This is a genomic window from Hyphobacterium sp., from assembly GCF_043584775.1.
In the GTDB taxonomy this organism is placed as follows: Bacteria; Pseudomonadota; Alphaproteobacteria; order Caulobacterales; family Maricaulaceae; genus Hyphobacterium.
Genome location: NZ_CP121327.1, coordinates 2,117,118 through 2,131,496, shown reverse-complemented (window position 1 = coordinate 2,131,496; position 14,379 = coordinate 2,117,118). Strand labels below are relative to the sequence as shown.

General features: G+C 60.0%; 15 protein-coding genes. 10 read left to right on the top strand and 5 right to left on the bottom strand.

Annotated elements, in window-relative coordinates; genetic code table 11:
- The first annotated feature begins 26 nt into the window (after nt 1–26).
- The 6 genes from P0D52_RS10675 to clpB all read left to right on the top strand — a co-directional run bounded on the left by P0D52_RS10675 (nt 27) and on the right by clpB (nt 6,795).
- Nucleotides 27–449 carry an MAPEG family protein gene (locus tag P0D52_RS10675; RefSeq protein ID WP_394692639.1) on the top strand — a complete coding sequence of 141 codons (423 nt, stop codon included), beginning with the start codon at nt 27–29 and terminating at the stop codon, nt 447–449.
- Between the two features lie 48 nt (nt 450–497).
- Entirely contained in the window at nt 498–1,568 is a 1,071-nt protein-coding gene (gene prfA / locus P0D52_RS10670) for a peptide chain release factor 1 (protein ID WP_394692638.1), read from the top strand.
- Nucleotides 1,565–2,329 carry an MOSC domain-containing protein gene (locus P0D52_RS10665; RefSeq protein ID WP_394692637.1) on the top strand — a complete coding sequence of 255 codons (765 nt, stop codon included), beginning with the start codon at nt 1,565–1,567 and terminating at the stop codon, nt 2,327–2,329. The genes prfA and P0D52_RS10665 overlap by 4 nt, the downstream gene beginning before the upstream one ends.
- Complete coding sequence (gene prmC, locus P0D52_RS10660) at nt 2,326–3,120, top strand: peptide chain release factor N(5)-glutamine methyltransferase (protein ID WP_394692636.1); 795 nt, start codon at nt 2,326–2,328, stop codon at nt 3,118–3,120. The genes P0D52_RS10665 and prmC overlap by 4 nt, the downstream gene beginning before the upstream one ends.
- Before the next feature lie 191 nt (nt 3,121–3,311).
- On the top strand, nt 3,312–4,007 hold the full coding sequence (locus tag P0D52_RS10655; protein WP_394692635.1) for a DUF4167 domain-containing protein: 696 nt from the start codon (nt 3,312–3,314) through the stop codon (nt 4,005–4,007).
- 175 nt (nt 4,008–4,182) lie between these two features.
- On the top strand, nt 4,183–6,795 hold the full coding sequence (clpB, locus tag P0D52_RS10650; RefSeq protein WP_394692634.1) for an ATP-dependent chaperone ClpB: 2,613 nt from the start codon (nt 4,183–4,185) through the stop codon (nt 6,793–6,795).
- Nucleotides 6,796–6,834: 39 nt separating this feature from the next.
- Here clpB and P0D52_RS10645 read toward each other — a convergent pair whose 3' ends face one another.
- From P0D52_RS10645 to P0D52_RS10635, 3 genes are all read right to left on the bottom strand, one after another.
- Nucleotides 6,835–7,284, bottom strand: coding sequence for a glyoxalase superfamily protein (locus P0D52_RS10645; RefSeq protein WP_394692633.1), 450 nt, complete (start codon nt 7,282–7,284; stop codon nt 6,835–6,837).
- Nucleotides 7,285–7,480: 196 nt separating this feature from the next.
- Nucleotides 7,481–8,140: a M23 family metallopeptidase gene (locus P0D52_RS10640; RefSeq protein WP_394692632.1), complete on the bottom strand. Its 660-nt coding sequence runs from the start codon at nt 8,138–8,140 to the stop codon at nt 7,481–7,483.
- The gene (locus tag P0D52_RS10635; protein WP_394692631.1) at nt 8,085–8,552 is read right to left on the bottom strand and encodes a hypothetical protein; all 468 of its coding nucleotides are present in this window, start codon (nt 8,550–8,552) and stop codon (nt 8,085–8,087) included. The genes P0D52_RS10640 and P0D52_RS10635 overlap by 56 nt, the downstream gene beginning before the upstream one ends.
- Before the next feature lie 192 nt (nt 8,553–8,744).
- Between P0D52_RS10635 and chpT the strand changes: the two genes are divergently transcribed.
- From chpT to P0D52_RS10620, 3 genes are all read left to right on the top strand, one after another.
- Nucleotides 8,745–9,419, top strand: coding sequence for a histidine phosphotransferase ChpT (gene chpT / locus P0D52_RS10630; RefSeq protein WP_394692630.1), 675 nt, complete (start codon nt 8,745–8,747; stop codon nt 9,417–9,419).
- Between the two features lie 80 nt (nt 9,420–9,499).
- Nucleotides 9,500–9,871, top strand: a complete 372-nt coding sequence (locus P0D52_RS10625) for a PleD family two-component system response regulator (RefSeq protein WP_394692629.1) — start codon at nt 9,500–9,502, stop codon at nt 9,869–9,871.
- Nucleotides 9,872–9,875: 4 nt separating this feature from the next.
- Entirely contained in the window at nt 9,876–10,712 is an 837-nt protein-coding gene (locus P0D52_RS10620) for a CheR family methyltransferase (protein ID WP_394692628.1), read from the top strand.
- A gap of 30 nt (nt 10,713–10,742) precedes the next feature.
- Here the strand turns inward: P0D52_RS10620 and P0D52_RS10615 are convergent, their stop codons facing one another.
- Both P0D52_RS10615 and ctrA read right to left on the bottom strand, forming a co-directional pair.
- Nucleotides 10,743–11,468, bottom strand: coding sequence for a hypothetical protein (locus tag P0D52_RS10615; protein ID WP_394692627.1), 726 nt, complete (start codon nt 11,466–11,468; stop codon nt 10,743–10,745).
- A 113-nt stretch (nt 11,469–11,581) separates the two neighbouring features.
- Nucleotides 11,582–12,277 carry a response regulator transcription factor gene (gene ctrA / locus P0D52_RS10610; RefSeq protein WP_394692626.1) on the bottom strand — a complete coding sequence of 232 codons (696 nt, stop codon included), beginning with the start codon at nt 12,275–12,277 and terminating at the stop codon, nt 11,582–11,584.
- Between the two features lie 219 nt (nt 12,278–12,496).
- On the opposite strand from ctrA, the gene P0D52_RS10605 reads away from it, so the two are divergent.
- Entirely contained in the window at nt 12,497–14,302 is a 1,806-nt protein-coding gene (locus tag P0D52_RS10605; protein ID WP_394692625.1) for a hypothetical protein, read from the top strand.
- Nucleotides 14,303–14,379 lie beyond the last annotated feature (77 nt).

Sequence of the window (14,379 nt, the reverse complement as noted above, 5' to 3'; positions counted from 1 at the left end):
AAATCCGGGTCAAAGGGAGATGCTGCATGGACAATCCGATTCTCACCCCCGCGCTTATTCTCATTTGCTGGACGCTGGTCATGTGGATGTGGATGTATGCCACCCGCATTCCGGCGATGCAAAAGGCCAAAATCGATCCGACGAAAATGCAGGAAAAATCCGAAATGGATGTCCTGCCAAAGGAAGTCCGGCGTATTGCGGACAATTACAACCACCTGCACGAACAGCCGGTCATTTTCTACGCGCTGGTCTTCTATGCCGCACTGGCCGGATCCGACACAATGGTGACGGTCTATGCGGCGTGGACCTATGTCGCCCTGCGTATCGCGCACAGCCTCATTCAGGCCTTGTGGAATTTCATTCCCGTGCGCTTTGCGGTGTTCATGCTGTCATCGCTCGTTCTCGTCCTGATGGCCGGGATCAATGTCGGGGCGCTGCTGGGAGGGTAACAGCAAAGGAGCGTTTTCAGACTCTGCGGTCGGTGATAACCAATCGCCATGCACGCACCAGAAGCCCGTCTGGAACAGGTCATTGACCGGTTCGAACATGTCGAAGCCCGCCTCGGCGCCGCCAGCAATGGCGACGAGATCGTGCGCCTGTCCAAGGAACATTCCGAGCTGCAGCCCGTGGCCGAGAAGGCGCGCGAGCTGAAAGCCGCCCGCGCCGAACTCGCCGATCTCGAAGAGATGATGGAGGGCGGCGACAGGGAAATGGCGGATATGGCGCGCGAGGAATTCTACGCGCTGAAGGAAAAACTGCCCGAGATGGAGCGCGAGGTGAGCCTGCTCCTTCTGCCGAAGGACAAGGATGACGCGGCCAACGCCATGCTGGAAATCCGCGCCGGCACCGGCGGAGATGAGGCGGCGCTTTTTGCCGGTGATCTCTACGAGATGTATCGCCGTTATTGCGAGTTGCAGGGCTGGAAATTCGAGCTCGAATCCGCCAGCGAAGGCGAGGTGGGCGGCTATAAGGAAGTCATCGCATCAATCTCCGGCAATGGCGTTTTCGGCCGTCTGAAATTTGAATCCGGCGTGCATCGGGTCCAGCGCGTCCCCGCAACGGAAAGCCAGGGCCGGGTTCACACCTCCGCCGCGACCGTTGCCATTCTGCCGGAACCGGAAGAGATCGATATCGAGCTGAAGGACGAGGACATACGCGTCGACACGATGCGCGCCTCGGGAGCGGGCGGTCAGCACGTCAACAAGACCGATTCCGCTGTTCGCATGACCCACATTCCAACGGGAATTGTGGTCCTGTGTCAGGAAAAATCACAGCACCAGAACCGCGCCCGCGCCATCCAGCTTCTAAAGACGCGCCTCTACGACATGGAACGCGCCGCCGCCGATGCAGAGCGCGCCGATGCCCGCAAATCGCAGGTCGGTTCCGGCGACCGGTCGGAGAAAATCCGCACCTATAATTTCCCGGAAAACCGGGTCTCGGATCACCGCATCAAGCTGACGCTCTACAAGCTGCAGGACATTCTCTCCGGCAATGCGCTGGATGAAGTGATCTCGGCGCTCGTGGCCGAGGATGAAGCTGCGCGCCTCGCCGCCATGGAAGACGCATGACGGGACGCGTTGCCGCGCTGGCCCGCCATCCGGTCAAGGGCTTCACGCCGGAACCGCTTGAACATGTCCATCTGACGGCCGGTGCCCATTTCCCCGGCGACCGCCTTTATGCCGTCGAGGATGGTCCCTCCGGCTTCGATGCGAATGCCCCGCAGCACATCGGCAAGATGGCCTTCACCGTGCTGGCAAAATTGCCGGACGTGGCGGCAGTCCGCACGAAATGGAATGACGATGACGGCACGCTGACCGCCTGGCATCCTGATTTCGGCGAGATCACGATTGATCTGGACGATGAGGGCGGGCGCACGGTGTTTGCCACCTGGCTGTCCGGCATTCTGGCGGGACAAACGCGGGGGCCGCTGAACGTGCTGACCGCGCCGGATGGCCATCGCTTCATGGACAGCCGCACGGGTTTTGTCTCGATCATCAATCTGGAAAGCGTGCGCGATTTCGAGGCAAAGATCGGCCGCAAGGTGGATCCGGCGCGTTTCCGGGGAAATATCATGGTCGAGGGCTGGCCGGCCTGGTCGGAGCTCGACATGGCGGATCAGGACATCATCATCGGCGAAACCCGTCTGAAAGGCCTCAAACCCATCCAGCGCTGCACGGCAACCCATGTCGATCCGCACTCGGCAAAGCGCGACATCGACGTCGTCGTCTTATTGCGCGAGCATTACGGCCATTTCGATTGCGGGCTGTATGCCGAAGTCATGGAGGGCGGTGCCATTCGCCCCGGGGATACGGCGCGAGCGGAACAATGACAGACGCGACCCGCAAGGCGCGCTGGATCGAGCAACTCAAGTCCGCCGGAATCGAGGAGGCGGCCATCGACCTGCGCCATATTCTGCTGGCGGCAGCCGACGAGGCACAGATCGATGACATGGTCAGCCGCCGCGCCAATCGCGAACCCTTGTCTCATATCCTCGGCGACAAGCCATTCTGGACGCTGGATCTGAAAGTCACGCGAGACGTGCTGACCCCGCGCGCGGATACCGAAACACTGGTCGAGACCGTTTTGAAGCAGGTCACGGACAGGAGCCGCGCGCTGTATATCGCCGATTTCGGAACCGGCTCTGGCGCGATCCTGCTCGCGCTTCTGTCCGAACTTCCCGATGCGGCGGGGCTCGGCGTCGATATCAGCGAATCGGCCCTGGAGATTGCGCGCGAGAATGCTGTGCGGAATGCGCTCCAGGATCGCGCGACGTTTCGCACAGGCAACTGGGCAGAAACGATTCCGGACAACAGCCTTGATATCGCAGTGTCGAATCCGCCCTATATCGCCAGTGCGGTCATCGACACGCTGGAGCCGGAAGTGCGCGATCATGAACCGCGCCTCGCGCTCGATGGCGGGGATGACGGTCTGGGTGTCTATCATATTCTAATCCCGGAGCTTTTCCGTGTCCTGAAGCCCGGCGGACTGATGGCGGTCGAGATCGGGTATGATCAGGCTGCACCGGTCAGGGCGCTGGCGGAAGCGGCGGGATTTGATGATGTCGGGTTGACGCAGGATCTCGGCGGTCAACCGCGTGTCATCTCCGGGCGAAAACCATAAACCCCAACCGACAAAGGCGCTTGGAAAATGCGCCGAGCCGCGCTAGCGTGCATTCAAGTTGAGGGAAGGCGCACCGGGCAGGGCTGTCGGGCGCATATATTTCCCCTCCAGCTTATCGTCTGTTTTCGTTATCGGTATTGATCTTCAACGGATGATGCGCGCCGCGAGTACACGGGGGAAAGCGGTATGACTTGCAGCCTGACAATGACGAGGAATTGACGACGATGAAGCGTCAGCGCGGACGAGGCCGGGGGAAACCCAGCGGCAATCAGGGTAATCGTTCTTTTGAAAGCAATGGACCGGACGTCAAAATCCGGGGCAATGCGGCCACCATTCATGAAAAATACATGCAGCTCGCCCGGGACGCCTCATCGTCCGGCGATCGCGTCATGGCGGAAAACTACTACCAGCACGCGGACCATTATTTCCGCGTTGTCGGCGAGCAGCAGGCCGCTCTCATAGAGCAGCAACAGCGCCGGAACCGCCAGCAGGAACAGCAAAACAACAATAATAATCAGGGCGATGGCGGCAATGATCGCCGGCGGAATTACCGCAATCGCAATGAGTCCGACAATCAATCCGACGGTCAGGCCAATGCCAATGGCGGCGACCAGCCGCAAAACAATCAGCAAACCGACAGCGACAACTCGCCGCCGGAAAACGAGACGCCCCGCCGGGGCCGCCGTCCGCGTCGCCAACCGGCCGAGGACAAGCGGGATCCGCTGGAAGTCGTCGATCCCGAAGCCGGTCAGAAAGCCGATATCGGCAAATCCGGTGACGAGGATGAGCAGCCCAAGCCGCGCCGTGGCCGCCGCCCGCGCAAGACGGCCGAGGCCGATGGTTCGGATGGGAAGTCCGGCGATGGCTCCGAAACCGAAGCCGCGTGATTGCGGCGCGAAAATCGAGACTGACAAGCCCCGGCCATCGTGCCGGGGTTTTTGTTGTCGCACCCATCTTGTGTGGTGAATAGGCAACACCTATCTCCATCACAGACGTTGGGCCGCGCCTTATCCAGGGCGGCCCTGAAATTGCAATCTCGCCTCATTGGGGGATGGAAAAGACATGAACTTTGAAACCTACACGGATCGCGCGCGATCCATTATCCAGAACGCCCAGCAATCCGCACTGGCCGCGCGCCATCAGCAATTCACGCCCGAGCATGTGCTCAAAGCCCTGCTGGAGGATGAGGGCGGCTTGTCGGTCAATCTGATCAAGGCCGCTGGTGGCAATCCTGCTTCTGTGCAGGACCAGACCAATCTGGCGCTGGATCGCCTGCCGAAAGTCGAAGGTGCAGGCGCGGGCCAGATCTACATGGCGCCGCAAACCGCCGATGTATTCAAGACCGCCGAAGAGGCGGCGAAGAAAGCCGGGGACCAATACGTATCCGCCGAGCGGATGCTGCAGGCGCTCTCCATCGTCAAAGGCGCCCATTCGGTCGACATTCTGAAGAATGCCGGTCTGACGCCGCAATCACTGAACAATGCGATCAATGACATGCGCGCCGGCCGCACCGCTGACAGCCAGTCGGCAGAAGACACCTATGACGCGCTGAAGAAATATGCGCGCGACCTCACCGAAGCCGCCCGCGCGGGCAAGCTTGATCCGGTGATTGGCCGGGATGAGGAAATCCGCCGCGCCATTCAGGTGCTCTCGCGCCGGACGAAGAATAACCCCGTCCTGATCGGTGAACCGGGTGTGGGTAAAACCGCCATCGCCGAAGGTCTGGCCTTGCGCATCGTCAATGGCGATGTTCCGGAAAGCATTCGCGAAAAGAAACTGCTCGCGCTCGATATGGGCGCGTTGATTGCTGGCGCAAAATATCGCGGCGAGTTCGAGGAACGTCTGAAATCCGTGCTCGGCGAAGTCGAGTCTGCGGGCGGGAATATCATCCTGTTCATCGACGAGATGCACACGCTGGTCGGCGCGGGCAAGACCGATGGCGCGATGGATGCGGCCAACCTGATCAAGCCGGCGCTGGCGCGGGGCGAATTGCACTGCATCGGCGCCACCACGCTGGATGAATACCGCAAGCATGTGGAGAAGGACGCGGCCCTGGCGCGCCGTTTCCAACCCGTCTTTGTCGGCGAACCCAGCGTGGAGGATACGATCTCCATCCTCCGGGGCCTCAAGGAAAAATACGAAGTCCACCATGGCGTTCGGATATCCGATAGCGCCATCGTTGCGGCGGCCACCCTGTCGAACCGCTACATCACGGATCGGTTTTTGCCTGACAAGGCAATTGATCTTATGGACGAAGCGTCTGCTCGTCTGCGCATGCAGATTGACAGCAAGCCGGAAGCACTGGACGAGCTGGACCGCCGCATCATGCAGCTGAAAATCGAAGCTGAAGCCCTGAAGAAGGAAAAGGACGACGCCTCGAAGACGCGCCTTGAAAAACTGGGCAAGGAAATCGCCGATCTCCAGTCGCGCTCTGACGAAATCACCGCCGCCTGGCGTGCGGAGAAGGACAAGCTGGCCTCGGCCACCGAGGTCAAGGACCGTCTGGACCGCGCCCGCGCAGAACTTGCCGATGCCGAACGGCGCGGCGATCTCGGCAAGGCGTCCGAGCTGAAATACGGCGTCATTCCCGAATTGGAAGCAAAGAACACCCGGTCTGACGAGGCCGAAGATGGCGCGTTGGTGAAAGAAGTCGTCGATGACGAGCAGATCGCTTCCGTCGTCTCTCGCTGGACCGGCGTGCCGGTCGACAAGATGCTGGAAGGTGAGCGCGAGAAACTCCTTTCCATGGAGGACGCCTTGCGTGCCCGCGTGGTCGGTCAGGATGAAGCGCTGAGAGCGGTGTCAGATGCCGTCCGCCGCGCACGTGCCGGATTGCAGGATCCGAGCCGCCCGATCGGCTCCTTCCTCTTCCTCGGCCCGACCGGTGTCGGCAAGACCGAGCTGACCAAGACGCTGGCCAATTTCCTGTTCGATGACGAACACGCGGTCACCCGCATGGACATGTCCGAATACATGGAAAAGCATTCCGTCGCCCGGCTGATCGGGGCCCCGCCCGGCTATGTCGGGTATGATGAAGGCGGCGCGCTGACGGAAGCCGTCCGCCGTCGCCCCTATCAGGTCATCCTCTTTGACGAGATCGAGAAGGCCCACCCGGACGTGTTCAACGTGCTCTTGCAGGTGCTCGATGATGGCCGCCTGACCGATGGTCAGGGCCGCACCGTCGACTTCCGCAACACGCTGATCATCATGACCTCCAACCTCGGGGCTGAATTCCTGATGCAGGCTGAAAATGTCGATGAGGCACGGGATGCCGTCATGGGCGCTGTCCGCGCACACTTCCGCCCGGAATTCCTCAACCGCGTGGATGAGATCATTCTCTTCCGCCGGCTGGCCGAAGAGCATATGGGGGCCATCGTCGATATCCAGATGAAGCGCCTGACGAAATTGCTCGCAGATCGCCGGATGACGATTGAACTGGACGATGCCGCACGAAGCTGGCTGGCCGATCAGGGCTATGATCCGGTCTATGGGGCGCGGCCGCTCAAGCGGGTGATCCAGAAGGCGTTGCAGGATCCGCTGGCGCGGCTTCTGCTGGAAGGTCAGCTCAAGGACGGCGACAATATCAAGGTCTCGTCCGAAGGCGGTCATCTGGTCATCAATGGCCAGGTTATCGCCCGGGAAGCCGCCGCGCCGCCCGACGTGATGGTCAACTAGACAGACAAACCCCTCTCCATTCGCGGAGAGGGGTTTTTCCTATGCGGCACCAGCCAGCGACAACCGCAAATGCGGCTCGCCATCCGATGTTTTCGATACCGTCGCGCCATCCGGCCGGATCGTCGCCTGGATCCGCTTTCGATAGGCGGAGAAGCTGTCGAATTTCACGACATCCACGGCCTCGTCGAGATCGAGTGAAATCCGCAGATAGCCATCATCTGCCAACGTCTGCAGGCTCAGAATCCGGGCCTTGAACGGCTGGCCCAGATAAAAGCCCGACACGTCCTGACCGACTGCCAAAGGCAGCGGTGGACGGTTTCCGGCGGCAGCATGGAGCGTGTTCCAGTCACGATAGCCGATTTGCCGGGCGACCAGTTCCAGCGCTTCGCCATGCTTGATGAAATCACCGTCTTCGGCGAGCGCACTTCGCAAGCGTTTTGCTTGCGCTTTCAGCGCCTCGATAGAGGGCAGGGATTGGGTAGGGGACATGATTTCGATCCTTGTCAGGATCCCGAACATATTGAAGGGGCTCGCATTGCCTTCATTCCGGGATCTTTCAAGACACCGAAAATCAAAATAGAGAGGCTTTCACCAGAGACATTCGTCTTGCGAACGGCAGGCAGCCTTGGCCGGTCGCGGTGGATAGGCCCACCGGGACAAAAGGTCAAGTGAGCGTTGAATGCGCTTATTGCGCGCCCGGCGTGCCCTCGGCGGCAATGATGCGGGAAGCGGCGGCATCGCCGCTCTCGGCGGCATTGCGCGCACTGTCACGAATGGCAATGATGCGATCACGTTCGGCCACAAAGAGCGGAATTTCATCGTCTTCCAGCGTGCGGCCAGTGGGCAAGTCCAGCGCCATCGGATTTACCGACTGGCCATTGTGATGGACTTCATAATGCAGGTGCGGCCCGGTCGAGCGACCGGTCGTGCCGACATATCCGATAATCTGCCCCTGCTGCACCCGAGCGCCGGCCGTAACGCCGCGCGCGAAGCCCTGCATGTGGGCATAGGCGGTCTGGAATCCGTTGGAATGGCGGATGCGCACATAATTCCCGAATGAGCCAAAACGGTCGGCGCGTTCCACCACGCCATAACCGGCAGCAAAAATCGGCGTGCCGCGTGGCGCGGCAAAGTCCGTGCCCCGGTGCATGCGATTATACCCCAGCACAGGATGGTGGCGCATGCCGTAATGCGAGGACAGCCGCGCACCATTGATGGGCGTCATCATCAAAAGGCGCTGGGCGCTTTCACCCTCACCATTGAAATAGGCGATCTGGCCGTCTGCCGATTCATAGCGGAAATATTCCAGCGGATCGCCGCGCCCGTCGCAGGCGGCGGACTTCAAACACGGGCGCGAGCGAGCTCACGGCGCGGGCAACATCGCCGCCCGGCGCACCCGCATCATTCAGAACACCTGCCAGCGTGCCGCCACTCGGGACCGTGGCCACCAGCGTCTGGGTATCCAGCGGGCAGGCGACGCAATCGGTATAAAAGGCGGCATGTTCCAGATCGCGCAGATTTTCGACGGGCGTAATGGCGTATTCCGGCTCGCTTCGGGACAAGGCAATCGCTGTGTCGCTGGCAGAGGCTTCAATGACAGGGGCTGTTTGCGGCTCGCTGGCATTCGCAGGAGCATCACCGCCAAACCTACTGAAGATCAATGAAATCAACAGGATAACGGAGAGCGCAATGCTCGCGATGATCGCCGCCGAACGGCGACGAACTTCATCGAGGGAACGTACATCAAAACCGGACATCACTGGCCTTTAATGGATAGCTAACTTGCTTCGTTCAACGATTAGCAAGAACCGCGCCCGCTGCGGTCCATATCGTCAGTTTCCAACGCGGGCATGACAATGACGTGACGTAAGGAAGTTGCCAAGAGCTTACTGACAGTGCGAAATCGTAAGGTCAGGACATCGCGGCAGAATCATGTATCAGGATAACACATGACCCAGATCAAACCCGCCGAACTCGCTCCCGAACAAATGGCTGCACTTCTGTGCGCCCGTCTCTGCCACGATCTTGTCAGCCCGGTTTCGGCCATGGGCATGGCCTTTTCCGTGCTGGATGATGATGACTCCGAAGACATGCGCGAGAATGCGATCGATCTGGTACGCGAAAATGCGCGTCAGGCCGAAGCCAAGCTGGAATTCGCACGGATCGCCTTTGGCGCGGCCGGTTCCGCTCCGGGCACGATGGAATCCTCTGAATTGAAGCGCCTCGCCGAAAACTATTTTTCGACGCTGCGCCCGGAACTCGTCTGGAAGGTCGCCGCACCGGGATTGGAGAAAACCGCCGCCCGCCTGCTGCTCAATCTGTGCATGACGGCGGCCACGTCCGCCGCCCGCGGCGGCACGGTCACGGTGGAAGCCAATGATGACGGCGCCGGCGGTGTGCGTCTGCATCTGGTCGCCGAAGGGCCAAAAGCCGACCTCAAGCCGGACTTTGAAGGCGCTCTGGAAGGTCAGGAACCGGAAGATGGATTCAACGGCCGCTCGATCCAGCCCTACTATACCGGCTTGATTGCCCGTTCGACGGGCGGGCGTGTGACCGCTAGCAAGGGCGAGGACCGCGTGGAGTTTGTGGCGCTTGTTGCGCCGAAAGCCTCACTCGCGGCCTGATTTCTCAAACCCCTGTTAACCAAAGCGCGCGACGATTCTCATTCAGACGCTGATCCCTGCGTCACGGAGAGTTGAGCGCCATGAAAACCTGCCTTGTCGTCGACGATAGCCGCGTGATCCGCAAGGTCGCCCGCCGCATCATCGAGGGGTTCAAACTTCAGTGCGAGGAAGCCGCAGACGGTGCCGAAGCGCTGGCCTACTGCCGCAAGACCATGCCCGATGCCATCCTGCTGGACCGCAACATGCCGGTGATGAACGGCATCGATTTCGTCAAGGCACTGCGTCAGGAGCCCAATGGCGACAGTCCGGTCGTGGTCTTCTGCACCACCGAGAATGATGTGCCGTCCATTACCGAAGCGCTGCGCGCCGGGGTCGACGAATACATCATGAAGCCGTTCGACACGGACATCGTGCAATCCAAATTCCAGCAAGTCGGCCTGATCGGGGAATAAATCCATGTTGGACGCCGCCGCTATCAAGACCATTTCGGAAGAAGCCCGCCGCCGCGCCGGCATCGCCATTCCGCAAGCCCAGACCTATCTGGTCGAGGCGCGGCTGGCACCGGTCGCCCGGTCAGAAGGCTATGACAGTCAGGCGGATCTGGTGCGGGCGTTGGAAAGCTCGAAGGATGACCGCCTTTGGCGGCGCGTTGTCGAAAGTCTCGCCGACCATGAAACTTGGTTCTTCCGCGATCCGGCACCGCTGGATCATTTCATGGCCGACATTCTGCCGGTGCTCGCGCGGGTGAAAGCGCGCAAGGCGCCGATCCGGATTCTGTGCGCCGGGTGTGGCACCGGGCAGGAAGCCTGGTCGCTCGCCATCCTGCTCGAAGAGCAAAAGGCCCGTCTCGGGGCGATGGATATTGAAATTATCGGCACCGACATTTCGCGGCGCGCCATTGAGCGGGCGCAGTCCGCCGCCTATTCGCAATTCGAGGTCCAGCGGGGCCTCTCCATTCATCGCTTGATCGAGCATTTTGAACCGCATGGTCAGCAATGGGTGCTGAAGGATTCCATCAAGCGCTGGGTGCGTTTTGAACGCGGCAATCTTCTCAAACCTGCCGAAGCACTCGGCACATTCGACATCATCTTCTGCCGCAATGTGTTGTCAGGCATGACGCCGGATGCGCGCCGCCACGCCCTGCGCATGATTGCGGACCTGTCCGGCCCGGCCGGATATCTGGTGCTGGGGCAGGGAGAAACCATTGCCGGCGCCGGCGAGCTCTATCGTGCCATGTCGGGCGCGCGCAGTGTTTATGCCCGCACGATGGAAACCGCCCGGCAGGCCGCCTGAAAGGGTTTGCCTGCGGGCGAAGTCAGCTGATCATTCCACGGCCCCGACCAGTTCCGGCCGCAGCAATATTTGATTTGCTATGGCTTCAGCCAGATCGCGTGTCGCCAGCTGCATGGAATTCAGCCCGCGCTCATCGCTCATCGAGGCGGCCGCATGGATGTCGTAATACCCGTTCCCGTGACCATTCGGTAGCGTATAGACATAGCGGTGGATGATCTGTGCTTCGGCGAAGTAGTATCCATCGCCTTCCGGGTCCGGACCATAGGCAAGGCAAAGGTCCAGCCTCCGGCCATAAGGCGCGTCCGCTTCGGCAATGACGGTGAGTTCGCCCGTTTCGCAGAAATACTCCGGCAGTGGCGGCAGCCCGGCTTCCCCGGATGACGCGCCATCGTCCGATGTGGTCTCATGCCGGGACATATCGAAATCGAGGCCGAGCGCCCATTCATACTCACCGCCCGTGCCGGGCATGGCCTCTTCCGCATCATCATAGATCCGGGTCAGTTCTGCCGTCAGCGCATAGGGATCCCGGACCCGGTAATGCGAAGTCAGTTCGGCGACCTCGGTAATAAAGCGGCTCCAGTTCGCACCGAAGGAGTCGACATCATCAATCTGCTGCAGCGATGACTGCAGAAAGCCCAGATAAGTGTCGATCTGTTCCTGTGTAGCGGTGTCGATATCGGGCATGTCGGGCAAGGTCAGCGCTTCGTCCTGAGCGGCAGAAAGGCTGGCGGCCAGAAGGGCGGCGGAAATCAGCATGTAAACTCCCCTGAGTGTCGGGTGAAGATTGCCATATTCCCGAGATCAGGCAAAGAAAAAGCCCGGTGCGGGGGCGCCGGGCTTGTCCTTGGGATATTTGAAAGGAGAGGCGGCTACGCCACGTCCTTTTGCTCGACCGGGTCGCGCAGCACATAGCCCCGTCCCCAGACGGTTTCGATGTGATGCTGTCCGCCTGTTGCGGCCGCGAGTTTCTTGCGCAGCTTGCAGATGAAGACGTCGATAATTTTCAGTTCCGGTTCGTCCATGCCGCCATAGAGGTGGTTCAGAAACATCTCCTTGGTCAGCGTATTGCCCTTGCGCAGCGAGAGCAGCTCCAGCATCTGGTATTCCTTGCCGGTCAGGTGAACGCGGTGTCCGTCCACTTCCACCGTCTTGGCATCCAGATTCACGCCGATATCGCCGGTTTTGATGATGGACTGGGCATGGCCTTTCGAGCGGCGGACGATGGCATGGATCCGCGCGACCATTTCGTCCTTGTGGAACGGCTTGGTCATGTAATCGTCGGCGCCGCAGCCCAGGCCGCGCACCTTGTTATCAATATCCGCATTGCCGGTGAGGATCAGGATCGGCGTATCGATCTTGGCCAGACGCAACGTCTTCAGCACGTCAAAGCCGGGCATGTCCGGCAGATTCAGGTCCAGAAGGATGATATCGTAATCATAGAGCTTGCCGAGATCGACACCCTCTTCCCCCAGATCGGTGGTATAGACGTTGAAGCCTTCTGACTTGAGCATCAGGTCAATGGATTGCGCTGTCGCGCGATCATCTTCAATCAGCAAAACCCGCATGGATATTCTCCGCCCCGCTCGTCTGGCGAATCACTTCGCCGTTGGTTCCATGGTTAACGTGCTTCGGACGGTAGATGCAAAGCGTTAACGAAAGTTAACTGCGAATTGACTCGTATGGCAGAATCGAGTCCGTCCGCGATTCGTTCCGATTTTGGGTTTGACCCCGAATTTATCCAATTGATACATAAGGTTGAGTCAGATCGGCAGAGGCAACTCGCCATGCAAGTCAGGCTCGGCACGCTCATCGCATTAATATTTTCTGCAGCTGTTTTTGCGCAGGGCAGCGTTAATTGGTCGATCCTCCCCAATGTGCGGACCGGCGCACCGAATGAAGACCTCACCTTCTTTGCGACCATTGTGAACGGCTCCGATGTCGAGATGGACTGCCAGCCGCGATTTGGTGGAAACTTCACGCGGCCCGGCGGGGTGAGCGGACAAGCGCGATTTTTTACCTATGACGGTACGAATGTCGGCGCATCCTTCAATCAGGTGGTCACGATCGCCCCCGGCGGCCGCCAGGACTACGTCGTCTCGCTGAGCGTCAACCGGGCCTATACCGGTAACATTGTGACCCCGGTGGGCTGTACCAATCCGGACGAAATTCTCATCGATCTGCCGCGCATTCCGGACGTGAATGATTTCAATGTATTCGTTGAAGCCGGAAATCCGCCCGATATCGTCATGGTCAGCGATACGATCTCGCGCGATGGCGTGTCCCGCGTCGGCGAAACAGGTCCGCGTGCCGCCCTGATGACGGTCGCAGCAGTCAATATTGGCGGAGATGCCACCGACCTGATCGTATTTCCGAACATCACGGGCTTTTCCACCCTCAATGATGGCTTGCAACCGACGATTTGCGAGACGGATCTGGCCGGCATCTGTACCGGTCCAGAGGGCCGGTTTGTCCGGATCACGAACTGGAACACCGATGATGTCAGGACATTCGCGGTACGCGCACGGGTCGCGCCGCCCATCAGTGTGCCCTTCTATCCGGATCGCCTGCGATTGCAGGCGGTGGCCAGCCCTGAAGTCGAACCGATTGCCGACTGGTATGAGATTAGGCCTGCGGAATTCATCGCCCAGGCGCAGGGCAATACCGGCGTGGCGATCGATGTGGAGCGCCAGCCTCAATATCAGACCGGCCCCGCGCCCGTTCAGCAATGCGTCTATGACCGGACGGGCGATGTGGGCCGCGGCTTCAGCCGCGAAGATGGCATCATCATCTTTGATGAGCGTATCAATCCGGAGGGAAATCTGTCCGGCTTGGGCTATTTGCGCCAATCCTCGAACCAGTTCGACTCCCGGTTCGAGGACATCATACCGATTGAAATTCTCCTGCCCGATGAAAATTCCGGCGACACCCAGCTCACAATTTTCGGCATGGGGGCGGGTGCGCCACAAGCCAGCGACACGACAGCAAATGTGAATGTTCAGACCCGCAGCGATGGCAGCGTGGAAATCGTCTGGAACGCGCAGGTATTGCCAACCGAAGGCCTGGACGGCCCGCAAGCCAATGATGTCGAGAGGGCCAGGCGCGCCAGATGTACCGGCGCACCGTATCAGAATCGCCAATCGGTACTGTTTACGAACGAACAGCTGGCAGAAATCTACGGCATCGACCCGTCAATTCGCGGGCTGTCGCTTGTAGAGGAGATCGAGTTGCGGCAGGGAACGTCCGAAGCCGAAATGGGCGAGTTGACGAAGCTCCACGCAGATCCGGCGGAGAACGTGGCCAATGCCATCATGGGTGCCCTGGTCATTTTTTCGGGTGGCCGGCCGGGCGTGACACCGCCCGGCGGTCTCGACGGCGGCCAGATAATCGAGGACGGTGAAGCAATCGGAATACTGGTCCCGTCACGATATTCTGATCCCCAGGGCGGAACGGCCCTCATCGATTGCGCGACAATGATGTTGACCGGTGTTCAGGAGAACGAAGAAACCGCCTCGGCCGAAAATGCCAGCATCGTCCGACTGACGCGGTCAGGCGTTACATTTGAAAACGCCGAACGCGACTGTGTCCGATAGAGCAGGGGACAGGCCGGTTGCCAATCCCCGCTGACGCGGCGGCACTCCCGACTAAATCGCTCCACAAACAACAATGG